The organism is Zeimonas sediminis (assembly GCF_023721795.1).
GTDB classification, from domain to species: Bacteria; Pseudomonadota; Gammaproteobacteria; order Burkholderiales; family Burkholderiaceae_E; genus Zeimonas; species Zeimonas sediminis.
In genome coordinates this window covers 1,773,979-1,799,956 of the sequence record NZ_JAMQYE010000001.1, presented here as the reverse complement: position 1 = coordinate 1,799,956, position 25,978 = coordinate 1,773,979, and the positions used below count along the sequence as shown (strand labels likewise).

22 protein-coding genes are annotated in these 25,978 nt (G+C 72.0%); 15 read left to right on the top strand and 7 right to left on the bottom strand.

Features of this window, described 5'->3' with window-relative positions; translation table 11 throughout:
* Window positions 1-20: 20 nt before the first annotated feature.
* A complete protein-coding gene (locus tag M6I34_RS08385) occupies window positions 21-1,274 on the bottom strand; it encodes an iron-containing alcohol dehydrogenase (RefSeq protein WP_272485242.1) in 1,254 nt (417 codons plus the stop codon).
* Between the two features lie 88 nt (window positions 1,275-1,362).
* Between M6I34_RS08385 and M6I34_RS08380 the strand changes: the two genes are divergently transcribed.
* On the top strand, window positions 1,363-2,127 hold the full coding sequence (locus M6I34_RS08380) for an alpha/beta fold hydrolase (protein ID WP_272485241.1): 765 nt from the start codon (window positions 1,363-1,365) through the stop codon (window positions 2,125-2,127).
* Window positions 2,128-2,153: 26 nt separating this feature from the next.
* Entirely contained in the window at window positions 2,154-2,924 is a 771-nt protein-coding gene (locus M6I34_RS08375; protein ID WP_272485240.1) for a class II aldolase/adducin family protein, read from the top strand.
* Between the two features lie 22 nt (window positions 2,925-2,946).
* Here M6I34_RS08375 and M6I34_RS08370 read toward each other — a convergent pair whose 3' ends face one another.
* Window positions 2,947-5,343, bottom strand: coding sequence for a putative bifunctional diguanylate cyclase/phosphodiesterase (locus M6I34_RS08370; RefSeq protein ID WP_272485239.1), 2,397 nt, complete (start codon window positions 5,341-5,343; stop codon window positions 2,947-2,949).
* A gap of 340 nt (window positions 5,344-5,683) precedes the next feature.
* On the opposite strand from M6I34_RS08370, the gene M6I34_RS08365 reads away from it, so the two are divergent.
* Genes M6I34_RS08365 through M6I34_RS08350 form a run of 4 tightly spaced genes read left to right on the top strand, consistent with a single transcriptional unit; the run spans window position 5,684 to window position 8,945 of the window.
* Window positions 5,684-6,697: a 2-dehydropantoate 2-reductase gene (locus M6I34_RS08365; RefSeq protein WP_272485238.1), complete on the top strand. Its 1,014-nt coding sequence runs from the start codon at window positions 5,684-5,686 to the stop codon at window positions 6,695-6,697.
* Between the two features lie 8 nt (window positions 6,698-6,705).
* Window positions 6,706-7,197, top strand: coding sequence for a Cys-tRNA(Pro) deacylase (gene ybaK / locus M6I34_RS08360; RefSeq protein WP_272486632.1), 492 nt, complete (start codon window positions 6,706-6,708; stop codon window positions 7,195-7,197).
* Between the two features lie 52 nt (window positions 7,198-7,249).
* Complete coding sequence (gene plsY / locus M6I34_RS08355) at window positions 7,250-7,930, top strand: glycerol-3-phosphate 1-O-acyltransferase PlsY (protein WP_272485237.1); 681 nt, start codon at window positions 7,250-7,252, stop codon at window positions 7,928-7,930.
* 58 nt (window positions 7,931-7,988) lie between these two features.
* A complete protein-coding gene (locus tag M6I34_RS08350) occupies window positions 7,989-8,945 on the top strand; it encodes an ROK family protein (protein WP_272485236.1) in 957 nt (318 codons plus the stop codon).
* Here the strand turns inward: M6I34_RS08350 and tsaD are convergent.
* The gene (tsaD, locus tag M6I34_RS08345; RefSeq protein ID WP_272485235.1) at window positions 8,942-10,015 is read right to left on the bottom strand and encodes a tRNA (adenosine(37)-N6)-threonylcarbamoyltransferase complex transferase subunit TsaD; all 1,074 of its coding nucleotides are present in this window, start codon (window positions 10,013-10,015) and stop codon (window positions 8,942-8,944) included. The genes M6I34_RS08350 and tsaD overlap by 4 nt on opposite strands.
* A gap of 73 nt (window positions 10,016-10,088) precedes the next feature.
* On the opposite strand from tsaD, the gene M6I34_RS08340 reads away from it, so the two are divergent.
* Complete coding sequence (locus M6I34_RS08340; RefSeq protein WP_272485234.1) at window positions 10,089-11,375, top strand: BaiN/RdsA family NAD(P)/FAD-dependent oxidoreductase; 1,287 nt, start codon at window positions 10,089-10,091, stop codon at window positions 11,373-11,375.
* A 52-nt stretch (window positions 11,376-11,427) separates the two neighbouring features.
* On the opposite strand, the gene M6I34_RS08335 is transcribed toward M6I34_RS08340, so the two are convergent.
* From M6I34_RS08335 to M6I34_RS08325, 3 genes are all read right to left on the bottom strand, one after another.
* Window positions 11,428-12,621: a GGDEF domain-containing protein gene (locus tag M6I34_RS08335; RefSeq protein ID WP_272485233.1), complete on the bottom strand. Its 1,194-nt coding sequence runs from the start codon at window positions 12,619-12,621 to the stop codon at window positions 11,428-11,430.
* A 108-nt stretch (window positions 12,622-12,729) separates the two neighbouring features.
* Window positions 12,730-13,908: a GGDEF domain-containing protein gene (locus tag M6I34_RS08330; protein WP_272485232.1), complete on the bottom strand. Its 1,179-nt coding sequence runs from the start codon at window positions 13,906-13,908 to the stop codon at window positions 12,730-12,732.
* A gap of 121 nt (window positions 13,909-14,029) precedes the next feature.
* Complete coding sequence (locus M6I34_RS08325) at window positions 14,030-15,034, bottom strand: AAA family ATPase (protein ID WP_272485231.1); 1,005 nt, start codon at window positions 15,032-15,034, stop codon at window positions 14,030-14,032.
* Window positions 15,035-15,215: 181 nt separating this feature from the next.
* Between M6I34_RS08325 and rpsU the strand changes: the two genes are divergently transcribed.
* From rpsU to M6I34_RS08285, 8 genes are all read left to right on the top strand, one after another.
* Window positions 15,216-15,428: a 30S ribosomal protein S21 gene (gene rpsU / locus M6I34_RS08320; protein WP_272485230.1), complete on the top strand. Its 213-nt coding sequence runs from the start codon at window positions 15,216-15,218 to the stop codon at window positions 15,426-15,428.
* A 134-nt stretch (window positions 15,429-15,562) separates the two neighbouring features.
* Window positions 15,563-16,012: a GatB/YqeY domain-containing protein gene (locus M6I34_RS08315; protein WP_272485229.1), complete on the top strand. Its 450-nt coding sequence runs from the start codon at window positions 15,563-15,565 to the stop codon at window positions 16,010-16,012.
* Between the two features lie 34 nt (window positions 16,013-16,046).
* Complete coding sequence (gene dnaG, locus M6I34_RS08310) at window positions 16,047-18,008, top strand: DNA primase (protein ID WP_272485228.1); 1,962 nt, start codon at window positions 16,047-16,049, stop codon at window positions 18,006-18,008.
* Window positions 18,009-18,339: 331 nt separating this feature from the next.
* Complete coding sequence (gene rpoD, locus M6I34_RS08305; RefSeq protein WP_418953542.1) at window positions 18,340-20,940, top strand: RNA polymerase sigma factor RpoD; 2,601 nt, start codon at window positions 18,340-18,342, stop codon at window positions 20,938-20,940.
* A 19-nt stretch (window positions 20,941-20,959) separates the two neighbouring features.
* Window positions 20,960-21,826: a DUF2189 domain-containing protein gene (locus M6I34_RS08300; protein WP_272485227.1), complete on the top strand. Its 867-nt coding sequence runs from the start codon at window positions 20,960-20,962 to the stop codon at window positions 21,824-21,826.
* Window position 21,827: 1 nt separating this feature from the next.
* Entirely contained in the window at window positions 21,828-22,037 is a 210-nt protein-coding gene (locus tag M6I34_RS08295; protein WP_272485226.1) for a DUF2788 domain-containing protein, read from the top strand.
* Window positions 22,034-22,969 (top strand): DMT family transporter, encoded by a 936-nt coding sequence (locus tag M6I34_RS08290; protein WP_272485225.1) that lies wholly within the window; start codon window positions 22,034-22,036, stop codon window positions 22,967-22,969. The genes M6I34_RS08295 and M6I34_RS08290 overlap by 4 nt, the downstream gene beginning before the upstream one ends.
* Before the next feature lie 79 nt (window positions 22,970-23,048).
* Entirely contained in the window at window positions 23,049-25,193 is a 2,145-nt protein-coding gene (locus M6I34_RS08285; protein WP_272485224.1) for an acetate--CoA ligase family protein, read from the top strand.
* Here M6I34_RS08285 and M6I34_RS08280 read toward each other — a convergent pair.
* Window positions 25,180-25,968 carry an enoyl-CoA hydratase/isomerase family protein gene (locus tag M6I34_RS08280; protein ID WP_272485223.1) on the bottom strand — a complete coding sequence of 263 codons (789 nt, stop codon included), beginning with the start codon at window positions 25,966-25,968 and terminating at the stop codon, window positions 25,180-25,182. The genes M6I34_RS08285 and M6I34_RS08280 overlap by 14 nt on opposite strands.
* Window positions 25,969-25,978 lie beyond the last annotated feature (10 nt).

Genomic DNA, 25,978 nt, shown 5'->3' with positions numbered 1-25,978 from the left:
GATCTCGGCATGAGGCGCGTTCAGTTCTCGCCGAGGCGGCCGGCCCAGGCATTGGCGAAGATGCGGGCGTAGGCCTCGTCGGGCGGCTGGATCGGGAAGGCGCGCGCGAGCCGCGTCACAGCGAGGGCGTCGCGGAGCAGCCCGGGAACCTGCTCCTCGGTCACGCCGAAGCCGCGCAGGTCGGTCGGGATGCCGACGGCCGCGACGAGCTCGCGGGTGAGGACCGCGGCCTCGCGCGCGGCCTGCGCGTCGGTGCCGCGGCCGCCGCCGGCGAGCCGCGCGATCTCGGCGAGCGCCGCGGTCGTGGTGCCGGCCAGCGCGTCCATCACGTAGGGAAGCAGCACGCCGTTCGTGCTGCCGTGCGACGCATGGGTGAGGCCGGCCAGCGCGTAGGCGGTGCCGTGCACGCCGTGCAGGCCGGCGCTGGCGTAGGACATCGCCGCGAACAGGCTCGCGTAAGACATCGCGGTGCGGGCCGCCAGGTCGTCGGGCGCCTCGATGCATCGCCTGAGGCTGCCGAAGCACAGGCGGATCGCCTCGTGGGCGAACGAGCGGGTGATCCGGTTGGCGCCGCTGTAGGCCGGATCGGGATCGCCGGCGGTGTCGTAGTCGCGTGCGTCGAGCGCGATGTAGGACTCGATCGCGTGCGCGAGCGCGTCGATGCCGGCGTCGGCGGTGACCTTCGGCGGGCAGCTCAGGGTGAGCTCGGGATCGATAAGCGCGATCGCGGGCCGCAGGTCGTTGCTCATGATCGCCACCTTGGTGGCCGATCCGCGATACGCGAGGATGGCGCCCGCCGTGATCTCGGAGCCGGTTCCCGACGTGGTCGGGACCGCCACCAGCGGCAGCGGCTTTCCGGGGAACACCGGGGAGCCGACGAAGCTCTCGGCGGGCTTGTCGAACTTCAGCGTGAGTGACAGTCCCTTGCCCAGGTCGATGTTGCTGCCGCCGCCGATCGCGATGACATGGTCGAACCCGGCGTCGGTGTTGCCCGCGAGCAGGCTCCGGGTGGCGGCATCGCAGAGCTCCACCGACGGGTCGGGCTCGCCACCGTCGAAGACCCGTGCCCCGATGCCGGCGGCGGCGAGGTCGGCGACGAGATCCGAGACGATCCGGGTCCGGCCGGTGAAGAAGGTGTCGGTGACGATCAGCGCCTTGCGCCAGCCTTGTCGGGCGCACAGGCCGGAAAGCTTCCTGATCGAGCCCGCGCCGAAGACGACCCGGCTGGGCATGCAGAAGAATGCGCGTTCGTCCGGCTCGACAGTTGCGTACATGGCTGTTTCCGTCGCAGGTTCGCTATCCGACTGATATGGAACTAGTATATCCACATCTTTCCCGGTCGGGACAGCGGAGCGACAGGCGATGCAGGCACGAAGACCCTTCCTCGGCGAACTCGAGATCCACGTTGCCGGGACCGGCCCCGCGCTGGTGGCCGTGCACGGCATCCAGGGTTCGCTCGAGGCCTGGCATGCGGCGACCGACCGCTTGAGCGGCGTGCGGGTCGTGCTGCCCAGCCTGCCCGGGCGCGGCCGCTCGGTCCGCTTCGCGGACCGGAGCCGCCTGGCCGGGGCGGACGTGCCGGCAGACATCGCCGGCTTCTACCACCTCGCGCATTTTGCCCGCTTGCTGCGCGCGCTGCTCGACGAGCTCGGCCAGCCCTTCGTGCTCGCGGGATTCAGCATGGGCGTCAGCGTCATCCTGCAGATGGCCCGCGACCACGGCCTGCAGGGCGCGCGCTCGCTGGTATTGCTCGCCGGCACGCCTTGCGCAGGCGGGGGGGCCGCGTGGTTCGGCAACGGCCCGGTCGAGTCGGTGATCGAGGAGGCCCGCGAGCGCGCGATCCGCATGGGTCACGCGCGGCCGGCCGATGCGGACGCGGTCGCGCACTGCTGGCAGTCCGCCAGGCGGGCCGACTTCCGTGAGCTGCTCGGAACGCTGCGCCTGCCGGTCCGCGTCGTGCATGGAGACCTCGACGACCAGTGCCCGGTGGCCCACGGCCGGCTGATTGCGGAGTCCATTCCCGGCGCCCGATTGCGTATCCTGCCTGGCGTCGGGCACGGTCTGCTCGCCGACGCGCCGGGCGTGGTCGCCGAGGAACTCGCGGCGGCGGTGCGCGACGCATTCTGAATCTCGTTCCCCGAGGAGGGAAGCGCATGGCCGCATTCAACGGAAACCCGCCGCCGCGATCCGGCATCGACCCCGCCGAGTGGCAGTTGCGCGTCGACCTCGCCGCCTGCTACCGGGTCTTCGCGATGCTCGGCTGGACCGAGCTGATCTACAACCACATCACGGTCCGCATTCCGGGGCCGGAGAAGCACTTCCTGATCAATCCGTTCGGGCTGCACTACTCCGAGGTGACCGCGTCCAACCTCGTGCGCATCGACCTGCAGGGCAACGTCGTCGGGCACTCCGACTGGCCGGTCAACCCGGCGGGCTTCACCGTGCACGCGGCGATCCACGACGGCATCCCCGGCGCGCATTGCGTGATGCACACGCACACCACTGCCGGCATGGCTGTGGCCTGCTCGCAGGCCGGGCTGTCGATGAGCAACTTCTACAGCGCGCAGCTGCACGGCAAGCTCGCCTACCACGACTTCGAGGGCATCACCGTGCATGCCGACGAGGGCCCGCGGCTGGTGCGCAACATCGGCGACCGGCCGGCGGTGATCCTGCGCAATCACGGGCTGCTCGCCTGGGGCGACACGATCCATCGCAGCTTCGCGATCCTGTGGCTGCTGAACCGCGCCTGCGAGATCCAGCTGGCCACGCTGGCGATGGGCCCCGCGATCGAGGTGCCCGAGGCGATACAGCGGCGCTGCACCGCGGATTCGCTGCAGTTCGACCCGCGCTTCGGCGGCGGGCGCGACATGTTCGACGCGCTGGTCAGGCAGGTCGACCGCATCGACCCGGGATACCGGGCCTGAGCGAACCGGGTGGGGCGGCCCGCTAGCGCCCGGTGGCGAGCGCCTCCGGGGCGACACGCCGGGCCTCGCTGTCGCGAAGCCACGGGATCAGTTCGTCGAGCGGCATCGGTCGGGCCAGGTGGTAGCCCTGGACGATGTCGCAGCCCATCTGCCGCAGCAGCCGCTCGGCGTCGGCGTCCTCGACCCCTTCGGCGATCACCTTCTTGCCAAGGTTGTGGGCGAGCGTGATCGTCGACCGGACGATGATCGCGTCCTGCTCGTCGACCGTCATGTCCCTGACGAAGGAGGCGTCGATCTTCAGGAAGTCCAGCGGCAGGCGCTTCAGGTTGGCCAGCGACGAGTAGCCGGTCCCGAAGTCGTCCAGCGCGAGGCCGACCCCCCGCCGGTCGAGCCGGTCCAGCAGGCCCGCCACCTGGTCGGGATCGTGCATGATCGCCGTTTCCGTCAGTTCGAGCACGATGTCCTCGCTGGCCAGTCCGTGCTCGAGGAGCAGGCGCTCGATGTCATGCACGCAACGCTCGTCCACCAGGTTGCGCGCGGACAGGTTCACTGCCACCTGGCAGTCGAATCCTTCCTGCCTCAGCCTGCGGCAGGCGCGCATGGCGAGCCCCAGCACGGCCCTCGTGAAGGCGTGGATCGTCTCGCTGGTCTCGGCGAGCGGCACGAACTCCGAAGGCGGCAGCAGTCCGCGCTTCGGGTGCCGCCACCGCACGAGCGCCTCCACGCACGCGGTTCGGCCGCTCTTCGTCTCCAGCTCGGGCTGGAAGTGCAGGAGGAGCTCTCCGCGCTCCAGCGCATCGCCCAGCTCTGCGAGCAGCGAAAGCTTGTCCGCGGAGTGGGTGTCGGTGGTCCGGTCGTAGCGGCTGACGCCGAGCCCGTGGTTCTTCGAGCGATACATCGCCACGTCGGCCGCCCGCAGCAACTGGTGACTGTCGGTCCCGTCGCCGGGGTAGATCGCGAGACCGAGGCTCGCGCCGATCTTCAGGCTCATGCCGCCCACTTCGAACGGATGCTCAAGCGCCCTGCGGATCCGCTGGGCGCGCTCGAGCGCGGCCTCGGTCGAATCCGCGTGGCGAAGCAGGACCGCGAACTCGTCGCCGCCCAGCCGGCAGGTCAGGGTGTCGCCGGGGCCCGAGGTGCGCTCCAGGCGCCTCGCGATCGCGGTGAGCAGGCCGTCGCCGACCTCGTGGCCCAGCGTGTCGTTGATCTCCTTGAACCTGTCCAGGTCGAGCAGCATGACGGCCGGGCGCGCGCCGGCGCGCAGGCGGTCCGCCATGGCCTCGAAGGTCTCGTGAAGGACGGCGCGGTTCGGCAGGCCGGTCAGCGAGTCGTGCCGCGCGCGATGCAGAAGGTGCTGCAGGTGGCGCACGCTGGCGATCGCCATCGAGAGCGTCCGGCCGACCGCGTCGAGGCTCTCGATCTGCCCGGGGCCGAAGCGCTCGACGATGCCCTGGCGGTAGAAGAGGGCGACGCAGCCGAGCGGCGTTCCGCGCTCGGACAGCGGCAGCAGCGCGACGCCGCGCAGCCCGCGCGCGATCAGCGCCTCCCGTATCTCCGGCGTGTAGAGCGCTTCGGCTCCGACGTCGGCGGAGACGAGCGGCCGCCCGAGGCGAAAGGCCTCCTCGCTCCAGCTTCCCTGCAGCGTGAAGCTCTCCGCGACCCGGTCGAACTCCGCGTCGAAGCCGTGGCTGGCGACCAGGCGCATCCGAAGGTCGTCCGGCGCCGCCAGGTAGGTCGTGACCTGCTCCGCCCGGGCGACGTCGACGATGGTCTCGATCGCGACCCTCATCATCGCGTCGGCGTCGCGAATGCCCTGCACCCGGGCCGAGAGCTGGTGGACGAGCCGCAGGTCGTCGTTGCGGGCCTTCAGGTCGCGCTCGGTGGCCTGGCGCGCGGCGAGCTCCTGCTCCAGGCGCGCGGCGTTGTCGCGGGCGATCCGCAACTGCTTCAGGAAGCGCCGATGCGCGTGCAGGCCGACGAAGGCCGACACCGGCAGCATGATTGCCAGCGTCAGCAGGTGGTCGAAGGGGCCGCCGGGGTCGGGGCGGATGTGGCCCGCCTGCTCCAGCCAGGCCACCAGGCAGGTGGCGACGCCCGCGCAGGAAGCCACCAGCGTGGCGGCCCGGCGCCCCAGGAACCAGCCGGCGATCGCCGGGAGCGCCGCCAGCGCGAGCAGCGACGGGGCGCGGATGCCGGCGAGCAGCAGCGCATCGGCGAAGATCAGCGCCAGGCTGCCGTAGAGGAAGACGGCGACGGCGAGGGCCGGGCCTCCGAAGCGCAGGGCCACCAGCCCGCCGAAAGCGACCGAGGCGAGCAAGGCCCGGAACGCGAGCCTTGCCGGGTCCGTGCCGCCCGCCAGCATCCCGAAGGCCACCGCCGACAGCGTCAGCGCCATGACCAGCTTCAGCAGCGTCCGCACGACGGCTGCGTCGCGTTCGGCGGTTCGATTGACGGCCGCAGGGCCGGAAGCTGGCGCCGATATCCGGACCGTGGCCAGAATGGTCTCCGTTGCGTGGTCGAGTCTTGGCGCGCCGAGGCGGGCCGGGGCGGCGGCGCGCGGCGCTCGTCGACGGCGAGCGCGCTGCGACCGTCGGAAGAAATCCTAGTGCGAAGCGCGCCCCGCGCACGGCTGCGGGCCGACGAACGGCGGAATCGGCGTCTGCGCGCGCGCGGGCGGACGTTGCCCGGTCCCGACGGCAGGGTCGCGCGCGCCGATAGAATCGGGGCTTTCGACCAAGCGGCCCGGAGGGCACGGACTCATGCGAACCTGCATCGTCGGCCTCGGCGCAGTCGGGGGCTTCATCGGCGCCCGGCTCGCCGCAAGCGGCCAGCCGGTTTCGGCGCTGGCCCGCGGCGCCACGCTCCAGGCCGTCGGCCGCGACGGCCTGCTGCTCGTCGAAGGGCCTGCAGGCGGCGAGCGCGAGACCCGCGCGCCGATCCGGGTGTCCGACGATCCCGCGGCGCTCGGCGAGCAGGATCTGGTGGTGCTGAGCGTCAAGACCACCGGCCTGGCCGATGTCGCGCCGCGGATCGCGCCGCTGCTCGGCCCCGACACCGTCGTGCTGTCGGCGATGAACGGCGTGCCCTGGTGGTTCTTCCACGGCCTGAGCGAGCCGCTCGCCGCGCGCGAGTGGTCCGCGATCGACGCCGGCCGGCGGATCGCAGCCGCGATCCCGCCCGAGCGGGTGCTCGGCGCGGTGGTGCACTTCGCCTGCGCCGCCCCGCGGCCGGGCACGGTCAGGCACGGCCAGGGCGACCGGCTGATCGTCGGCGAGCCGCGCGGCGGCGACAGCGCGCGCTGCGCGCGGGTGGCCGAGGCGCTTGGCCGGGCGGGCCTGCAGGTCGAGGTCTCGCAGCGGATCCAGCAGGACGTCTGGTTCAAGCTGTGGGGCAACATGACGATGAACCCGATCTCGGCGATCACCGGGGCCACCGCCGACCGCATTCTCGACGATCCGCTGGTTCGCGGTTTCGTCTCGCGGGCGATGCGCGAGGCGGCCGCGATCGGCGAGCGGATCGGCCTGCCGATCCCGATCACGCCCGAGGAGCGGCACGCGGTCACCCGCAAGCTCGGCGCCTTCCGCACCTCGATGCTGCAGGACGTCGACGCCGGCAAGCCGGTCGAGCTCGACGCGCTCGTCACGATCGTCGCCGAGATCGGCGCGGCCGTCGGCGTGCCCACGCCCGACATCGACGCGCTGCTCGGGCTGGCGCGCCTTCACGCGCAGGTGCGCGGCCTCTATCCGCTGCCGGCGCAGGGCGAGCCGGCCTGATCCTGTCGATCCCCATGGCGAAACACGTCTCCGAAACGCCCGCCACGCAACTGCTGCGCAAGCAGCGCATCGCCTTCGGCGAACATCCGTACGACTACGTCGAGCACGGCGGCACGGCCGAGTCGGCGCGCCAGCTCGGCGTCGACGAGCACGCGGTCGTCAAGACGCTGGTCATGCAGGACGAGTCCGGCAAGCCGCTGATCGTGCTGATGCACGGGGACCGCAAGGTCTCCACGAAGAACCTCGCGCGACAGGCGGGCCGCAAGAGCATCGAGCCCTGCGCGCCCGAGGTCGCCCAGCGGCATTCCGGCTACCTGGTCGGCGGCACGTCGCCGTTCGCGACCCGCAAGGCGATGCCCGTCTACGTCGAGGCGTCGGTGCTGGAGCTGCCGAAGATCTGGATCAACGGCGGGCGGCGCGGCTTTCTCGTGTCGATCGAGCCGCGGGTGCTGGTCGATCTGCTGCGCGCCCAACCGGTAAACTGCGCGCTCGTCGACTGACGCACGCGGGGCGGGCGCAGCGCCGACGCATTCGCGGATCCAGGGGGAGAGCATGGACGCGCTCTACAGCGTGCTGGCGGTCGCCGCCGCCTATCTGATCGGTTCGGTGTCCTTCGCGGTCGTGGTCAGCAAGGTGATGGGCTTGGCCGACCCGCGCAGCTACGGCTCTAAGAACCCCGGGGCCACCAACGTGCTGCGCACCGGCAACCGGAAAGCCGCGCTGTTCACGCTGCTGGGCGACGCGCTGAAGGGCGTCGTCGCGGTGCTGCTGGCCAAGGGGCTGGCCGGCCCGCTCGGGTTCGGCGACGGCACGATCGCGCTGGTCGCGCTGGCCGTGTTCGTCGGCCACCTCTTCCCGGTCTTCCACGGCTTCAAGGGCGGCAAGGGCGTGGCCACCGCCGCCGGCGTGCTGCTGGCGCTGCATCCGCTGCTGGGCGTCGGCACGCTGCTCACCTGGGTCATCATCGCCTGGTTCTTCCGCTACTCGTCGCTCGCCGCGCTGGTGTCGGCGATCTTCGCGCCGCTCTGGTACCTGTTCCTGTTCCGACCCGACCCGATCGCCGCCGCGGTCACGCTGATGAGCCTGCTGCTGATCTGGCGGCATGCCTCGAACATCCAGAACCTGATGGCCGGCAAGGAGAGCCGGATCGGGGAGAAGAAGGGGAAGGGGGAAGGGGGCAGCACAGGGAAGGGAGAAGCGGGAAGGGGGAAGGGAAGGGCGGGGAAGCGCTGAGCGGGTTGCGGCCGAACGGGTCGTGGCCGGTCCGGGCCTGGCGCCACCAGGTGAATCGATGAGGATAGGGATCGATCTCGGAGGCACGAAGATCGAGGTCGCCGTGCTCGACGGGGCGGGCGGCGAAACCTTTCGTCATCGGATTCCTTCTCCGCGCGGCGACTACGAGGCCACGCTGGCCGCGATCGCGTCGCTGGTCGCGCTCGCCGAGGCGCGCTGCGGCGCCGCTTCGTCGATCGGCCTCGGCATCCCGGGCTCGCTGTCGCCGCACACCGGCCTGGTGCGCAACGCCAACTCGACCTGGCTGAACGGCCGACCGCTCGGCGCGGACCTCGAGCGCGCGCTCGGCCGGCGCGTGGCCGTCGCCAACGACGCCAACTGCTTCGCGCTGTCCGAGGCGACCGACGGTGCGGCCGCCGGGCTGTCGGTGGTCTTCGGCGTGATTCTCGGCACCGGGGTCGGCGGCGGCATCGTCGTGAACGGCCGCGTGCTGAACGGCGCGAACGGCATCGCCGGCGAGTGGGGGCACAACCCGCTGCCCGGGCCCTTCGCAGCCGGGGAGTTGCCGGGCCCGGCCTGCTGGTGCGGCCGCCGCGGCTGCGTCGAGGCATGGCTCAGCGGGCCGGCGCTGGCGGCGGACCACGCGCGGTCAGCCGGCAAGCCGGGCAGCCAGGCTGCCGTGTCACCGACCGACGCGGCGGGCAATGTCCTGCAGGCCGGCGATGCGTCCGCCGTCGTCGCCGCGATGCGCGCTGGCGACCCGAAGGCCGTCGCGAGCTTCGACCGCTACTGCGGCCGGCTGGCCAGGGCGCTCGCCGGCGTGATCAATTTGCTCGACCCGGATGCGATCGTGCTGGGCGGCGGGCTCAGCAAGGTCGACGAACTCTACGACGAGTTGCCGCGCCGCTGGGCGCCGCTGCTGTTCGCCGACCGCGCGCGCACGCCGCTGCTGCGCAACCGGCACGGAGATTCGTCCGGCGTGCGCGGCGCGGCGCGGCTGGTCGTCGAAGGCTAGGCCGCCTCGAGCGCGTCGAGCGGCCAGCGGGGCCGCACCTGGAAGCCGTCGGGCGCCGCCAGTTCGGGCGACTCGCCGCGCGCCTGCATCGCGGCCAGCCGCAGCGCGCCGGCGAACGCGATCATCGCACCGTTGTCCGAGCACAGCGCGAGCTCGGGGAAGTGCACCCGGAAACCCGCCTTGCGCTGCTCGGCCGCCAGCCGCTCGCGAAGCCTGCGGTTCGCGCTGACGCCGCCGGCCACCACCAGCGTGTCGCGCCCCGCCGCCTTCAGCGCCCGGACCGATTTCGCGACCAGAACGTCGGTGATCGCGGCCTGCACCTCGGCCGCGATGTCGGCGCGGACCTGCTCCGGGTCGGTGGTCTCGGGGTTGCCCGAGCCGGCGCCTTCGTCGAGCTCGCGGCGCACCAGCGTCAGCACCGCGGTCTTCAGGCCGCTGAAGCTGAAGTCGAGGTCGCCCGAGCGCAGCATCGGGCGCGGGAGCTCGTAGCGGCCCGGCCGGCCGGACTCGGCCAGCTTCGCGATCGCCGGCCCGCCGGGATAGCCGAGGCCGAGCAGCTTGGCGCTCTTGTCGAAGGCCTCGCCGGCCGCGTCGTCGAGCGTGTCGCCGAGCAGCGCGTAGCGCCCCACGCCCTGCACGTCCATCAGTTGCGTGTGTCCGCCGGAGACCAGGAGCGCCACGAACGGGAAGGCCGGCGGATCGGCCGACAGCAGCGGCGACAGCAGGTGGCCCTCGAGGTGGTGAACGCCGATCGCCGGCACGCCCAGCGCCCAGGCGAGCGACGCGCCCACGCCGGCGCCGACGAGCAGCGCGCCGGCCAGCCCCGGCCCGGCGGTGTAGGCGACCGCGTCGACGTCGCCGACGGAGAGCCCCGCCTCGCCGAGCACCTGCCGCGCGAGCGGCAGCACGCGCCGGATGTGGTCGCGCGAGGCCAGCTCGGGGACGACCCCGCCGTAGCGCTGGTGCATCGCGATCTGCGAGTGCAGCGCCTGCGCGAGCAGGCCGCGCTCGCTGCAGTGCAGGGCGACGCCGGTCTCGTCGCAGGAGGTTTCGATGCCGAGGACGATCATGCCGCGATTTTCTCACGCGACGGCGATCCGGCGCGCCCCTGCCACGGCCTCGCGCCTGCGATAATCCGCGCCCATGGCCCAGCGCTTCGATGCGATCGTGATCGGTGCCGGCGCTGCGGGCATGTACTGTGCCGCCCAGGCCGGCCGGCGGGGCTTGCGCGTGGCTCTGCTCGACCACTGGCCCAGGCTCGCCGAGAAGATCCGGATATCCGGCGGCGGGCGTTGCAACTTCACCAACCTCGACGCCGGGCGCATCGACCGCTTCGCCGGCGAGAACCCCGCCTTCGCGCGCAACGCGCTGCGCGCGCTGCCGCCCGAGCGCTTCATCGAGCAGGTGCGCCGGCGCGGCATCGCCTTCCACGAGAAGCACAAGGGGCAGCTTTTCTGCGACGACTCGTCGGAGCGGATCATCGCGATGCTGCGCGACGATTGCGACGAGGCCGGCGTGCGCTGGCTGCGCCCGGTCACCGTCGAGGCGGTGGATCCCGACGAAGGCCCGCAGGGTCGCGGCGAAACGGCCGGTGCCGGGGCCGGGGCCGGGGCCGACGCCGGCGCCGCGCGCGGCGGCTTCGTCGTCCGCACCCGCGAGGCGGGCGAGTTGCGGGCCGGCGCGGTGGTCGTCGCCACCGGCGGCCTGGCCATCCCGAAGGCCGGCGCGACCGACCTGGGGCTGCGGATCGCCAGGCGCTTCGGCCACCGGGTGGTCGAGCCGCGCCCGGCCCTGGTGCCGCTGACCTTCGATCCGCAGGCCTGGAAGCCCTATGCCGAGCTGGCCGGCGTCGCGCTGCCGGTCACGGTGCGCGCGCCGGGCACCCCCGGCGCCCCTGCCTTCGACGAGGACCTGCTGTTCACGCACCGCGGCCTGTCCGGACCGGCGGTGCTGCAGATCTCGACCTTCTGGCGGCGGGGCGATCCGCTCGCGATCGACCTGGCCGCTGGCGAGGACCTCGCGGCGCGGCTCGTCGAGGCCAAGCGCGCGACCCGCCAGCAACTGTCCGGCGCGGTGGCCGCCCTGCTGCCCAGGCGGCTGGCCGCACTATGGCTGGCCGACGAGCGCTTCGCGGCGATCGCCGCGCGCCGGCTCGCCGAGATCGGCGACCGCGAGCTGGCCGCGGTGGCGGCCGCGCTGCGCGACTGGCGGATCGTGCCGACCGGCACCGAAGGCTTCAGGAAGGCCGAGGTGATGGCCGGCGGCGTGGCCACCGACGAACTGGACCCGCGCTCGATGCAGTCGCGGCGCGCGCCGGGCCTGCACTTCGTCGGCGAGGTGGTCGACGTCACCGGCTGGCTGGGCGGCTACAACTTCCAGTGGGCCTGGGCCTCGGGCTTCGTGGCGGGGCAGGCGGTCGGGCGAAGCTGAGGCGCGCTGCCGCGCGTGTGTCGGCCCAGGCTGCCGGGCCGAGCGCGACGGTTCAGGCGGACGCCGACATCATCCGGTCGTCGGCGACGACCCGGTTGCGCCCGCCAGCCTTGGCCCGGTAGGCGCGCTGGTCGGCCTCGTCAAGCAGTTGCGACAGCGTGGCACCTGCGCGATGGAGCGTGACGCCGATGCTCAGCGTGATCGGTATGACGGCGTCGGCGTGCCGGAACGGCGAGCCCTGCATGGCGGCGCGCAGCCGCTCGGCGACGGTGAAGGCGACCGGCTCGTAGGGCACCGGCACCAGCGCGAAGAACTCGTCGCCGCCGTAGCGAACGATCAGCGAATCGGGACGCAGGTTCTCGCGGATCACCGACGCGACGTGGCGCAGCACCGCGTCGCCGACGGCGTGGCCGTAGCGGTCGTTGATCGACTTGAAGTCGTCGAGGTCGATCATCAGCAGGGCCCTGCACTGGCCCGAATGCGCGGCCTCGAAAAGGCGGTCGGCCGAGTTCTTGAGCCAGCGCCGGGTGACCAGGCCGGTGAGCTCGTCGGTGTCGGCGAGGTTGCGCAGTTCGCTGGCCAGCCGGGAATTCGCCACGCTCAGCGCGACCACTGCCAGCGCGAACGGGATCGATCCGAATGCCAGGGCGAAGAGCAGGCGCATCGTGCCCGGCGGCGAGCTGCCGTCGGCCTGCAGCGGGATGTCCTGCAGAAGGAAGGCGGCGAGCCTGAAGGCCACCACCAGCGCGTAGGCGGCCAGCAGGTTCCTCATCAGCCTCGCCGATCGAAGCCGGCTCACCCAGCGCGAACGGTGCGCGTGAAGGGCCCCGAGCACGAGGAAGGGAGTCATGAACAGGCTGTTCAGCGTGATCCGCGCCATCGCGTGCGCTGCCGTCGGCTGGTGCGGGATCGCGATCGCCACCAGGTAGATGGCCAGCGCGGCCAGCGCCGGCCCTCGCCTGTGGGGCCTGTCGAAGAGCAGCGCCGAGCCGCTCCAGAGCAGGACGGCCGCGGTGCCGAAGGCTGCGTAGCCGAGGGTCAGGCCGACCGGCCCGATGACCAGCGGGGGCATAGCGAAGCAGGCGAAGCCCGTGCCCAGCATGAAGATCGACGCTGCCAGCGCGCTCAGCGCCGGCTGGGCGTTGCGATGGTCGAGGCGCAGCCAGAGAAGGATGCAGCCGGCGGCTAGGCTGCTGAAGCCGGTCAGCAGGTAGACCGTCGGGATGTCGAATTCGAGGCTCGCCATGGCTCGCGATTCTTCCGGGCCGGACGCGGCCGCGGCAAGCGCGGGCCGATGGGTGGCGCCGGGCGGCCGTTGCTTCCACGACACTGCCGCGCCGCGAGGAAGCGGGCGCTAGTGCATCGACCGGTCGCCGATCACCTGGTTGCGGCCGCTGGCCTTGGCGTTGTAGGCGCGCCGGTCCGCCTCGGCCAGGCGCTCGCGAAGCGAACTTCCCTGCCGGTGCACGGTCACGCCGATGCTTGCGGTGATCGCGACCGGCGGCTGCACCAGCGGGCAGGGCGTGGCGGCCAGCGCGTGCCGCAGCCGCTCGCCGACCACGAAGGCGGCGGCCTCGCTGCTCACCGGCACCAGCGCGCAGAACTCGTCGCCGCCGTAGCGAACGATCAGCGAGTCGTCGCGCAGCGCCTCGCGCAGCAGCCGCGCCACGTGGCGCAGCACGCCGTCGCCGGTGGCGTGGCCGTGCGCGTCGTTGACCCGCTTGAAGTCGTCGAGGTCGATCATCAGCACCGCCAGGCAGCCGTCGGCGGGCAGCCGCTCGAGCATCGCCTCGCCGCGCTCGAACAGCACCCGGCGCGACACCAGCCCGGTCAGGTCGTCGGTGCCTACCAGGCGCTCCAGTTCGGCGGCGAGCCGCGAGTTCGCGATCGCCAGCGCGCTGATCGTCAGCACGAAGGGCACGGTCGCGAACACCAGGTTGAACCATCCGAGCAGGACGCCGGTGCCGGCGCCGGCGGCCGCGCCCGGGCCTGCGTAGGCGACGAGCCCCGCGATACGCGCGAGCAGCAGCGCGCAGAAGACCCAAAGCGTGCCGCGAGCCAGGCGCATCGCCCCAGCGTCGCCCATCGGCGGCGACGCGAGCAACTCGCGCAGCGCCAGCGCAAGGAAGCCGAGCGCCCAGACGCTGCCCAGCAGGTGGCGAAGCGGCTGCGCTGCGCTTTCGAGGCTGAGCGGCCAAAGCACCAGCGCGAGAACGCCCAGCGCGACGAGCAGCAGCGCCGGCTGTGCCGCCCGGCCGGCGACTCGCCTGCAGGCCTGCCAGATCGCCACCGTGGCCCCGGCGACGAGAACGTTGGAGGCTACTCGTCCGGCCACCGAGTCGGGCATGCCGCCCAGCCCCAGCCCGATGAAGGCGGCCCCCATCATCGTGACCGCGAGCGAGAAGAGTCCGAAGGCTTCGCGCAGCTCGCCGGCGCGGGGGCGCATGCCGAACAGGAAGCCCGCCCCGAGCAGGCTGCCGATGCCCGACACGAGGAAGATCGAGCGGATGTCCAGCGGGATCGCGAGGTCCATCCGGCGATTATGCTGCGCCCGCGGGCGCGGCGGTAGAGCCCGAGGCGGCGAGGCGGGCGCGCGCGTTCCGGTCGGCGGCAGATGAGCGGCCTTCGCCCGGCCTCCGGCGCGCCGTTGCCGGTCAGAACCCGATGCGCTGCCGCTTCATCGAGCGCTCGGCGTTCAGGTCCTCGGGAAGCAGCCGCTCGCGGCGCGCGAGCTTGGCATTGCCGAAGGCGCCGATCAGCTGCCGGCGCATCTCGCGCGGCGCGACGCCGGCGAGCCGGTCGGCGACCGCGTCGTCGAGCGACTCGGGAAACAGGGCGCCCCAGGAGTGCGAGTCGCGGATCTCCCGGTACAGCGACTGCGCGATCCGGCGGGCGCCGTCGCGGTCGGGCGGATCGATCTCGTACACGTTCATCCGGTTCAGGATCGGCTCCGGGATCCGGCTCGCGTCGTTGGCGGTCGCCACCCAGACGATCTCGGAACAGTCGAGCGGGATCTCCGCGAACTCGTCCACGAACTCGGCGGCGGTGCCCGGCTCGAGCAGGCTGTACAGCGCCCCCAGCGGGTCGTACTGCCCGTCGGCGGCGGTCTTGTCGATCTCGTCGACCACGAGCACCGGGTTCGCGTAGTCGCCGTTGACCAGCGTGTCGAAGACCTTGCCGGCGCGCGCGTTGCGCCACTGCGACGAGGCGCCCGAAAGGATCCAGCCGGCGGTCAGCGAGCTCATCGACACGAAGCCGTAGCCGGTGCCGAGCAGCTGCGACACGCGCCGGGCGAAGTGCGTCTTGCCGATGCCCGGCTCGCCGAGCAGCAGCAGCGGCGCCAGCTCGACCGGGTCGTCGGTCTCCAGGCACAGGGCGAGCTGTTTGCGCAGGTCGTCGAGCACCTCGGTGAAGTTGGGCAGCTCGGCGGCCAGGCCGTCGAAGTCGGGCATCGCGCCCGGCTTCACGCTGAAGCGCTCGCCGCCGGCGCGCAGCATCTTCTCGTAGACGCCCTTCAGCGACTCGTTGCCGTTGGGGCCGAGCTCTTCCAGCGCGGACTCGACGCGGCTCGTCGAGTAGATCCTGCGGAAGCCCGCGATCGAGATCGGCGAGCCCCCGGTGGCGCGTGGGTCGGCGGCGGGGACGATCGAAGACGTCATTGCGCAACTCCTTTCCTGCGACGCTGCCTCATTTATAGGCACACGCGGCCCGGGCGATCAAGAGGCGCCGGGCCTCGCCTGCCGAACGGCGGCGCCGTGGCAACGGCCTCACGGCAGGATTTGCGGTGCGCGGGGAGGGCGTGCTATGATCTCCGGCTCTATGAAAGGGGGTGAGAGTTAAATGCCGACAGTCCGCGTCAAGGAGAACGAGCCGTTCGACGTCGCGCTTCGTCGATTCAAGCGCACGATCGAGAAAGCCGGGATCATCACCGAGCTTCGCGCGCGCGAGTTCTACGAGAAGCCGACCGCCGAGCGCAAGCGCAAGAAAGCCGCCGCCGTCAAGCGTCATTTCAAGCGCATCCGCAGCCAGATGCTGCCGAAGAAGCTCTACTGAGCTTCTTGCCTCGAACAGCCGGGTAGAAAGGCGCGAAAGCGCCCCGTCGGAGCGCACGCGCCCCGGCCCCGGCAGGTCCCCGAACCCGCCCCGGATCGCTTCCGCGGCGGGTTTTTGACTTCCGGAATCCAGACATGAGCCTGAAGAACCGCATCGGCGAGGACATGAAGGCCGCGATGCGCGCCCGCGAAGCCGACCGCCTGTCGGCGATCCGGATGCTGCTGGCCGCGATCAAGCAGAAGGAGGTCGACGAGCGGATCGAGCTCGACGACGGCCAGGTGGTGGCCGTCGTCGACAAGCTGTGCAAGCAGCGCCGCGACTCGATCGACCAGTACGAGAAGGCCGGCCGGCAGGACCTGGCCGACCGCGAGCGCGCCGAGATCGAGGTGCTCTCGGCCTACCTGCCCAGCCAGGCCGGCGAGGCCGAGGTCGCCGCCGAGATCGAGGCCGCGATCGCCGCCGCCGGCGCGGCCGGCCCGCAGGACATGGGCAAGGTCATGGGCGTGCTCAAGCAGAAGCTCGCCGGCCGCGCGGACCTCTCCGCGGTCTCGGCGAAGGTCCGCGAGAAGCTCGCGGGGCGCTGATCCGGCGCAGGGCGGCCCGCGGTAAGCTCCCCGCGTGATCCCGCAGAGCTTCATCCAGGACCTGCTCGCCCGCGTCGACATCGTCGACGTGGTGGGTCGCTACGTCCGCCTGAAGAAGGCGGGCGCCAACTACCTGGGGCTGTGCCCCTTCCACGCCGAGAAGTCGCCGTCTTTCACGGTCAGCCCGACCAAGCAGTTCTACCACTGCTTCGGATGCGGCGCGCACGGCTCGGCGATCGGCTTCCTGATGGAGCACGCGGGGCTGGGCTACGTCGACGCGGTCACCGACCTGGCCCGCTCGCTCGGGCTGGAGGTGCCGCGCGAGCCGGGCACCGGCGGCGGCCGGGGGCCCGACCCCCGCGCGCCCGGGCTGCTCGAGCTGCTGGCGCGCGCCGCACAGTTCTATCGGGGCAGGCTCAAGGACAGCCCGCGCGCGATCGACTACCTGAAGGGCCGGGGCCTCACCGGCGAGGTCGCCGCGCGCTTCGGTATCGGCTACGCGCCCGACCAGTGGCGGGGGCTGGAGGCGGCGGTGCCGGACTACGACGACCCCGCGCTGGTCGAGGCCGGCCTGGTCATCGACAGCGACGGCGACGACGGTCGCAAGCGCCGCTACGACCGCTTCCGCGACCGGGTCATGTTCCCGATCCGCAACCCGCGCGGCCAGGTGATCGGCTTCGGCGGGCGGATCCTCGACCGCGGCGAACCCAAGTACCTGAACTCGCCCGAGACCCCGGTGTTCTCCAAGGGTCGCGAACTGTACGGGCTGTTCGAGGCGCGCGACGCGATCCGCCGCGAGAACTGCGTGCTGGTGGTCGAGGGCTACATGGACGTCGTCATGCTCGCTCGCCACGGGGTCGGCAACGCGGTCGCCACGCTGGGCACCTCGACCACGCCGGACCACGTGCGCAAGTTGCTCAGGCTGGCCGATCGCGTGGTGTTCGCCTTCGACGGCGATGCCGCGGGCCGCAAGGCCGCCTGGCGCGCGCTCGAGGCCAGCCTGCCGCAGACGGCCGACGCCAAGCGGATCGACTTCCTGTTCCTGCCGCCCGAGCACGACCCGGACAGCTTCGTTCGCGAGCACGGCGCCGAGGGCTTTCGCGAGGCGCTGGCCGGCGCGATGCCGCTGTCCGAGCTGATGGTCAGGGAGCTGTCCGAGCGGGTCGGCCTCGAGACGCCCGAGGGGCGGGCGCGACTGCTCGCCGAGGCCGCGCCGCTGCTGCACGCGCTGGCCGCGCCCGCGCTGAAGCTGCAATTGGTCCACCGGATCGCCGAGCTGGCCAAGCTCGCGGTGGCGGAGGTCGACCGCTACCTCGCCGAAGCCGCGGCCCAGTCGGCGCGCGTCGGCCAGCCGCAGGGCCGGACGCCGGGTGCGCCGCGCGGCGCGGACGGGGGCGGGGGCGGGGGCGCGGCCTCAGGTGCGCACCATCCCGGCGGCGGGCCCGCAGCGGAAGGCCCGCCGTGGGAACAGGGTCCGGGTCAGGGCGGATGGCAGGGTCCGGGCCAGGGCGGATGGCAGGGCCGGAGCGGGCGCTGGCGCGGGCCCGCGGAGGGGCGGCGCGGCTTCGACCGGCCGGTGCCGCGGCCGCCGGTGGCGAGGCCCGACCTCGAGGCCAGACTGCGGCTGCTCGTCGCCCTGCACCCGGGGCTGGCCTCGGCGGTCGAGAAGGGCGAGTGGCTTTCTCCGGAGCTCGTCGACTGGATCGACACGGTGGCGGCGCTGCCGCCGGGCAGCACCGCCGGCAACGTGGTCGAGAGCCTCCGGCAGGGGGATCCGGCGTCGGTCAGGGCCTTCGAGCGCGCGATGGCGTCCGACGCGGCGGCGCTGGCCGACCTGTCGGCGGCCGAGGCCGCAGCCGAGCTGTCGGCGGCGGTCGACCAGCTGCGCGACCGGCACATCCGCCGCCAGATCGACGAGCTGGCGCGAGGCGGCCTCCGGACCGAGGCGGACCGCGAGCGATATCAAGCACTTATGGCTCTTCGGGCCAGGTCTTGATATAATATTTAGTTACCCTGCCAAAAGCCGCCTGGCTCTTCAGGGACCCCATGGCCGGTCAGGGCCGCGAGCGGAACGACCCGCGCGCAAGGCCGCCGCGCCGATGTCGACGTAACCGGGGTCCGGGCCGTTAAATCCTTTCACGTCCCGGAAAGGCGGCGCGATCCGGCGCGCAGGCAACACGTCCAAGGCGAATCATCCAGTGACGACGAAAACTTCCGCCAAGAGCAGCAAGGCCGCGGGCAAGACCGCGGCGTCCAGGATCGAAGCGAAGACGCCGGCCAAGGCGATCGAAGCGAAGACGCCGGCCAAGGCGGCGAGGACCAGGGCGGTGGCCGCGACCAAGACGCCGGCCAAGGCGGCCTCGAAGGCCGTGGCGCCCGCCACCAAGGGCGCTGCCAAGGCGGCCAAACCTGCTGCGAAGGCCGCGCCGGCCAAGGCGGCTGGCGTGAAGGCACCCGCGGCGAAGGGCGGGGCCAAGGCGCCGGCGAAGGTCGCGACGAAGGTCGCGCAGAAGCCTGCGAAAGCGCCCGCGCCCAAGGCCGCGAAGCCCGTCCAAGCGAAGGACGCCAAGGCGGCCTCGAAGAAGGCGGCCACGAGCAAGGCTGCCCCGAAAGAAGCCCAGGCAAAGGCGGCTGCCAAGGAAATCGCGGCCCGCCCGGTCGTGGCCAAGGCCGCCGACAAGAAGCCGGCCAAGGCTGCGAAGCCGCTGAAGGCGGCGGCCGAGGCCGATGCGCTCGCCGTCGAGACGGCAGAGCAGGCGCAGCCGGGCAAGGCCGGCAAGGCGGCCAAGGCCGGCAAGTCCGAGAAGGCCCCGAAGGCCGGCAAGCCCGCCAAGGCCGCGAAAGGTGGCAAGGGCGCCAAGGGCAAGGGCAAGGCCGCCGGCGACGACGAAGACGTCCTGCTCGAGGACGACGACAGCTTCGGCGACGACACCGATGTCGATGCCGACGTCGACACCGACGAGGCCGACGTCGAGACGATCCCCGAAGAGGTGGTCGCGGCCCCGGCGGTCAAGTCGCGCCGCGGCGCCCGCACCAAGGAAAAGCAGCTGCTCAAGGAATTCGGGGGCCGCCAGGGCATCACCGAGGAGCAGCGCGAGGCCACCCGCGCCAAGCTCAAGCTGCTGATCAAGCAGGGCAAGGAGCGCGGCTACCTCACCTACGCCGAGATCAACGACCAGCTGCCCGAAGACCTGGTCGACGCCGAGTCGATCGACTCGATCGTCGGCACCTTCAGCGACATGGGCATCCAGGTGCACGAGCAGGCGCCCGATGCAGAGACGCTGCTGATCTCCGACCAGCCCACCGTGGTCGCCAGCGACGACGACGCCGAGGAAGAGGCCGAGGCCGCGCTGTCCACGGTCGACTCCGAGTTCGGCCGCACCACCGACCCGGTTCGCATGTACATGCGCGAGATGGGCTCGGTGGAGCTGCTCACCCGCGAGGGCGAGATCGAGATCGCCAAGCGGATCGAGGAAGGCCTGAAGCACATGGTGCAGGCGATCTCGGCCTGCCCGACCACGATCGCCGAGGTGCTCGCGCACGCCGACAAGATCTCGGCCGGCACGATGCGCATCGACGAGGTCGTCGACGGCCTGATCGACCCGAACGCCGACGAGGACGAAGACCTGCGCCCGGCCGCGTCGGCCGCCGCCGCGTCGGACGACGAGGACGAGGACGAAGACGCCGCGGCCGCCGCCGGCACCGCCAAGCTCGAGGAGCTCAAGCGCGCGTCGCTCGAGAAGTTCACGAACATCGCCGGCTGGTTCGACAAGATGCGCGTGGCCTACGAGAAGGAAGGCTACAAGAGCAAGGCCTACGTCAAGGCGCAGAACTCGATCCAGGACGAGCTGATGAGCATCCGCTTCACGGCCAAGATGGTCGAGAAGCTGTGCGACACGCTGCGCGGCCAGGTCGACGAGGTCCGCACCTTCGAGCGCGCGATCGCCGACATCTGCGTGAACCGGGTCGGCATGCCGCGCGAGAAGTTCATCGAGAGCTTCCCCGGCAACGAGACCAACCTGCAGTGGGCCGAGCAGATCATCGCGAAGAACCCGCCGTACGCCGAGGTGATGCAGCGCAACCTGCCGGCCATCCAGGACCTTCAGCAGAAGCTGATCGACCTGCAGGCGCGCGTCGTGCTGCCGCTGCCCGATCTCAAGGAGATCAACAAGCGGATGTCGGCCGGCGAGATGAAGGCCCGCCGCGCCAAGCGCGAGATGACCGAGGCCAACCTGCGCCTGGTGATCTCGATCGCCAAGAAGTACACGAATCGCGGCCTGCAGTTCCTGGACCTGATCCAGGAAGGCAACATCGGCCTGATGAAGGCGGTCGACAAGTTCGAGTACCGCCGCGGCTACAAGTTCTCCACGTACGCCACCTGGTGGATCCGCCAGGCGATCACCCGCAGCATCGCCGACCAGGCTCGCACGATCCGCATCCCGGTCCACATGATCGAGACGATCAACAAGATGAACCGGATCAGCCGCCAGATCCTGCAGGAGACCGGCCAGGAGCCGGATCCCGCCACGCTGGCCGCGCGCATGGAGATGCCCGAGGACAAGATCCGCAAGATCCTCAAGATCGCGAAGGAGCCGATCTCGATGGAAACGCCGATCGGCGACGACGACGACTCGCACCTGGGCGACTTCATCGAGGACACCGCCACGCTGGCCCCGGCCGACGCGGCGCTGCACGGCTCGATGCGCGACGTGGTCAAGGAGGTGCTGGACTCGCTCACGCCGCGCGAGGCCAAGGTGCTGCGCATGCGCTTCGGCATCGAGATGAGCACCGACCACACGCTCGAGGAAGTCGGCAAGCAGTTCGACGTGACCCGCGAGCGGATCCGCCAGATCGAGGCCAAGGCCCTGCGCAAGCTGCGCCACCCGAGCCGCGCCGACAAGCTGAAGAGCTTCCTCGAAGGCCAGTGATCGAAGGGGCGAGCGCCGGATGTCCGCCTCCCCCGAAAGCTCCGGGCCGGGCAGCGCCCCGCCGGGCCTGCCCGCGCTGCGCGAGATCACGCCCGCGCACGTGCTCGGCTGGCTCGCCGCCGGCTGGCGCGACTTCGCCCGCGTGCCGGTCGCGAGCGCGCTGCACGGCCTGCTTTTCCTGGCGGGCGCGCTGGCGATCGTCGCGATCGGCTGGCGCGATTCCGGGCTGCTGGCCGGCGCGTTCACCGGCTTCGTGATCGTCGCGCCGATTCTCGTCACCGGCTTCCACGAGCTCAGCCGCAGGCTGCAGTCCGGCGAGGCGCTGCCCCCGCTGGGCCTGCTCGCGCTCATCGCCGTGTGGCAGCGCCGCGGCGCGCGGCTCGCGGCGCTCGGCGGGCTGCTCGCGGTGGCCGGCACGCTTTGGGTCGGCTTCTCTTCGCTGCTGGTGCGGCTGGCGGTGGGCAGTGCGGCCGCCGAAGTCGGCGGCGTCGGCGGCTACCTGCGGCAGTTCCTCGCGGCCGGCGACGCCTGGCTCCTCGTCTGGCTGATGGCCGGCGGGCTCGGCGCGGCGATCGTGTTCGCGGTCACCGCGATCTCGGTGCCGATGTTGGTCGATCGCGACCTGCCTCTTTCCACCGCGATCCGCACCAGCGTGGCGGCGGTCGGGCTGAACCCGGTCTCGCTCGGCGTGTGGGCGGCCACGATCATGGCGCTGACGCTGCTGGGCTTCGCTACCGTGGTCGGGCTGGTCGTCGTGCTGCCGCTGCTCGGGCACGCCACCTGGCACGCGTATCGCGACCTGGTCGAGCCCGGCCCCGAAACGGGCGGCGCGCAGGCGGCGCGCGATGCCCGGAGCGGCGGCGCCCCGGGCGGCCGCGGGCGCTGAGATGTTCGGCTTCACCGAGGAACAGATCGCCGAATTCGGCATGACCTTCGGGGTCGGCGGATTCATCCTGTTCATGCTGTTCATCATCTGGAAGCTGGCGCGCGAGTCGAACGCGGGCCGCTTCGGGACCTTCATCCTGTTCTTCGTGCTCGCCTTCGGCATCCTCGGCTTCATCGCCAAGTCGATCCTGCAGGCGATCCTGGCGCCGTGAGCGCGCCGGGCGGGCCGGCCTCGCCGGCAGGACTGGGCCGAGGGCTCGGCGCCGCGCTGTTCGCGGTGCTGGTCTGGGGCGGGCAACTGCCGATCGCCAAGGGCATCTTCCCCGCGCTCGACGGTTTCTCGATCACCGTGGTGCGCTACGGCGTCGCCTTCCTCGCGTTCATCCCGCTGCTGCTGTGGCTCGAGGGCGTGCGCGCCTTCGTCGCGCACGGCCGCGACTTCAGGCTGGTGTTCGTGGCGGGCCTGGCGATGGGCGCCTCGGCGCTGCTGATGATCACCGGGCTGGCGCGCACCCGCCCCGAGATCGCGGTGCTGATCCTCGGCCTGCAGCCCGCGATGACCGCGATCGCCGACTGGACGATCTGGAAGAAGCGCCCGCCCGCGTTCACGCTCGCCTGCCTGGCGCTCGCCTTCGCCGGCGTGGCGATCGCGGTCACCCGCGGCGGCGACGCGATCCTGAACCCGGCGCCGGCGGTGCGCGGCGAGGCGCTCGGCAACCTGCTGACCTTCGGCGCGGCGGTCGCGTGGGTGTCCTACGTGCTGATCACCACGCGGCTGCACGGCTGGTCCACGGTGCGGGTGTCGGCGCTGACCAGCGGTCCGGCGGTCGCGATGGTGCTGATCGCATGGGGCATCGCCTGGCTGGCCGGCGCCACCTACTCGGTCGACGACCTGCTGCCCGCGGCCACCTGGCGGCTCGCCTACGTGTCGCTGATCGGCGTGGTGCTGGCGATGTTCATGTGGAACTTCGGCGCCAGGCGGATCGGTGCGGTCAACGCGGTGCTGCTGCTGAACCTGATGCCGGTGGTCACCTTTGCGTTCCGCGCGGCCGAGGGCGCCAGCTTTCGCACCTCGGAGATCGTCGGCGCGGCGATCGTGGTCGGCGCGCTGGTCGCGAACAACCTGTACCTTCGGCGCAGATAGCGGACCCCCGGCGAGGCGGGCGCCTTGACGCTCGCCGGACCGGCTGCCTACGATGCGCCGCCAACACGAGGAGAGCGCGATGGGCAGTCGGCCACTCTATCGACACGCGGACCTGCGCCGGCTGGTCGATCCCGCGAGCATCGCGATCGTCGGCGCGTCGGCGCGCGAGGGCTCGTTCGGCCTGCGGCTCCTGCGCAACCTGTCCCGATACAAGGGCCGGCTGCACCTGGTCAACGCCCGCTACGAGCGGATCGAGGAGCGACCCTGCCATCCGTCGCTGTCGGCGCTGCCCGAGGTGCCCGACTGCGTGGTCGTGGCGGCGCCGCGCGAGCAGGTCGAGGCGGTGGTCGACGAGTGCGCGAGGCTCGGCGTGGGCGGCGTCATCGTGTTCGCTTCGGGCTTCGCCGAGACCGGCAAGCCAGAGCGCGCGGCCGAGCAGGCGCGCATCGTCGAGGCCGCGCGCCGCGGCGGCGTGCGCATGGTCGGGCCCAACTGCCTGGGCGTCGTCAATTACGCGTCGGGCGCGATCGTGTCCTTCGCGGCCTCGGCGGTGATCGACGCGCCGCGGCCGCTGTCGGTGGGGCTGGCCAGCCAGTCCGGCGCGCTGGGCTTCGCGCTGGCGCAGGCCATCGAGCACGGCGTGTCGTTCAGCCACGTGCTGACCGCCGGCAACTCGGCCGACGTGGACGTGGCCGACTACGTCGCCTACCTGGCCGAGGACGACGCCTGCAAGGCGATCGCCTGCGTGTTCGAGGGCATGGCCGACCCGATGCGCCTGATCGAGGCGGCGCAGCTCGCGCGCTCGCGCGGCAAGCCGGTGATCGTGTTCAAGATCGCCACCGGCGAGCAGGGCGCCGCCGCCGCGCTGTCGCACACCGGCTCGCTGGCCGGCTCGCACCAGACGTATCGCGCTGCGTTCGAGCGGGCCGGCATCGTGCTGGTCGACGACTTCGCCGCGCTGGTCGAGACCGCCTCGTTCTTCGCGAAGGCGTCGAAGCCGCTGGCGGCCGGCGTCGCGGTCGCGTCCACCTCGGGCGGCGCGGCGATCATGGCCGCCGACGAGGGCGAGCTTCGCGGGGTCGAGTTGCCGCAGCCGGGCGAGGCCACCCGAGCGGTGCTGGTCGACGCGATTCCCGAGTTCGGGTCGGCCCGCAACCCCTGCGACGTCACCGCGCAGGTGATCAGCGATCCGGCCTCGTTCCGCAAGGTGGCCGAAGCGCTGCTGTCGGATCCCGCCTACGGCACGCTGGTGGTGCCGTTCGGCTATGCCTACGACACCGCGACGCCGCGCATCGGGGTGCTGGACGCGCTCGCGCGCGAGCAGGGCAAGATCGCCTGCATCGCCTGGCTCACCCAGTGGCTCGAGGGGCCGGGCGCGACGATCGCCGAGCAGTCGGAACGGGTCGCGGTGTTCCGCTCGATGGGCTCGTGCTTCGACGCGCTGGCGAAGTGGCACTGGTGGTGGCGGCAGGCCGAGGCCGGGCGCGAGGCGCCGGCCCCGCTCGTACCCGACGAGGTCGTGCGGTCGGTCGGCGAGTCGATCGACGCGACCCAGGCCGCGGTGCTCACCGAGAGCCGGGCCAAGGCCGCGCTGGCGGCCTACGGCATCCCGATGGTGCAGGACCGGCTCGTGGCCTCGGCCGACGAAGCGGCGGCCGCGGCCCGCGAGGCCGGCTTTCCGGTCGTGCTGAAGGTCGAGTCGGTCGACATCCCGCACAAGACCGAGGCCGGCGTGGTGCGCCTGGGGCTGCAGAGCGAGGAAGCAGTGCGCGCCGCGCACGCCGAGATCATGGCCAACGCGTTGAAGCTCACGCATGCCGGCGCGATCCGCGGCGTGCTGGTGCAGCCGATGGTGGGCGCCGGGGTCGAGGTGTTCGTGGGCGCGCGGATCGATCCGCAGTTCGGGCCCACGGTGGTGGCCGGGCTGGGCGGGATCATGGTGGAGCTGATGCGCGATAGCGCGGTGGCGCTGGCGCCGCTCGGGCGCCAGGAGGCGCTCGACATGTTGTGCGGCCTGAAGGGCGCGCCGCTTCTGCAGGGCTTTCGCGGCAGCGAGCCGGTCGACCTCGAGCGGCTGGCCGACATCGTGTGCCGGGTCGGCCAGTTCGCGTCGGATCACCGCGACCGGATCACCGAGCTGGACCTGAACCCGCTGATCTGCTCGGGGAGCCGGATCGTGGGGGTGGACGCGTTGATCGGGCTGCGCTCGCCTACTTCCCGCTGAACACCGGCGCCCGGCGCTCGGCCATCGCCTTCACGCCCTCGGCGAAGTCGGCCGACTTCAACTGCCAGTTCTGCTCGGTGCTCTCGCGCGCCACGGCCAGCCGGATCTGGTCGACCAGGCCCGCGCGCAGCGTGGCCCGGGTCGACTGCACCGCGAGGGGCGACGAGGTCGCGATCTCGGTGGCCAGGCGGATCGCCTCGTTGCGCACCTCGCCCTGCGGCACCAGCACGTCGGCCAGTCCGATCGCCACCGCCTCCTCGCCGTCGATGCGCCGGCCGGTGTAGAGCAGCATCGCCGCCTTCTGCGGGCCGACCAGCCGCGGCAGCGTCACCGACAGGCCGAAGCCCGGGTGGATGCCCAGCCGGTTGAAGTTGGCCGAAAAGCGGGCCTCGGGGCAGGTGACGCGGAAGTCGGGCACCAGCGCCAGGCCAAGCCCGCCGCCGACAGCCGGGCCGTGGATCGCGCCGACCACCGGCTTGCCGCAGGCGAACAGCCGCAGCGCCTCGTGGTAGATCGGGTTCAGGCCGCGCGGGCTAGGCTGCTCGGGTGCCGCATCGCGGGTGCGGAAGTCGGCGCCGGCGCAGAAGGCCGTGCCCTCGGCGCACAGCACGATCGCGCGGCAGTCCGGGTCCGCCTCGAGCGACTCGAAGATCCCGGCCAGGCCGGCGATCAGCGGGATGTCGAAGAAATTGTGCGGCGGGCGCCGCATCTCGACGATCGCCACGTGGTCGGCCAGGTCCACGCCGATGTCGGCAGTGCCGGGGTGCTTGCTCATCCTCGTTCCT

Bases quoted from the DNA above. Each gene is read 5' to 3' on its own strand.
- M6I34_RS08375 (WP_272485240.1), top strand. From the start codon at position 2,154: ATGGCCGCATTCAACGGAAACCCGCCGCCGCGATCCGGCATCGACCCC.
- M6I34_RS08335 (WP_272485233.1), bottom strand. From the start codon at position 12,621: ATGGCGAGCCTCGAATTCGACATCCCGACGGTCTACCTGCTGACCGGC.
- M6I34_RS08340 (WP_272485234.1), top strand. From the start codon at position 10,089: ATGGCCCAGCGCTTCGATGCGATCGTGATCGGTGCCGGCGCTGCGGGC.
- M6I34_RS08280 (WP_272485223.1), bottom strand. From the start codon at position 25,968: ATGAGCAAGCACCCCGGCACTGCCGACATCGGCGTGGACCTGGCCGAC.
- M6I34_RS08325 (WP_272485231.1), bottom strand. From the start codon at position 15,034: ATGACGTCTTCGATCGTCCCCGCCGCCGACCCACGCGCCACCGGGGGC.
- M6I34_RS08385 (WP_272485242.1), bottom strand. From the start codon at position 1,274: ATGTACGCAACTGTCGAGCCGGACGAACGCGCATTCTTCTGCATGCCC.
- M6I34_RS08315 (WP_272485229.1), top strand. From the start codon at position 15,563: ATGAGCCTGAAGAACCGCATCGGCGAGGACATGAAGGCCGCGATGCGC.
- M6I34_RS08380 (WP_272485241.1), top strand. From the start codon at position 1,363: ATGCAGGCACGAAGACCCTTCCTCGGCGAACTCGAGATCCACGTTGCC.
- M6I34_RS08300 (WP_272485227.1), top strand. From the start codon at position 20,960: ATGTCCGCCTCCCCCGAAAGCTCCGGGCCGGGCAGCGCCCCGCCGGGC.
- M6I34_RS08350 (WP_272485236.1), top strand. From the start codon at position 7,989: ATGAGGATAGGGATCGATCTCGGAGGCACGAAGATCGAGGTCGCCGTG.
- M6I34_RS08365 (WP_272485238.1), top strand. From the start codon at position 5,684: ATGCGAACCTGCATCGTCGGCCTCGGCGCAGTCGGGGGCTTCATCGGC.
- plsY (WP_272485237.1), top strand. From the start codon at position 7,250: ATGGACGCGCTCTACAGCGTGCTGGCGGTCGCCGCCGCCTATCTGATC.
- M6I34_RS08295 (WP_272485226.1), top strand. From the start codon at position 21,828: ATGTTCGGCTTCACCGAGGAACAGATCGCCGAATTCGGCATGACCTTC.
- M6I34_RS08285 (WP_272485224.1), top strand. From the start codon at position 23,049: ATGGGCAGTCGGCCACTCTATCGACACGCGGACCTGCGCCGGCTGGTC.
- tsaD (WP_272485235.1), bottom strand. From the start codon at position 10,015: ATGATCGTCCTCGGCATCGAAACCTCCTGCGACGAGACCGGCGTCGCC.
- rpsU (WP_272485230.1), top strand. From the start codon at position 15,216: ATGCCGACAGTCCGCGTCAAGGAGAACGAGCCGTTCGACGTCGCGCTT.
- M6I34_RS08330 (WP_272485232.1), bottom strand. From the start codon at position 13,908: ATGGACCTCGCGATCCCGCTGGACATCCGCTCGATCTTCCTCGTGTCG.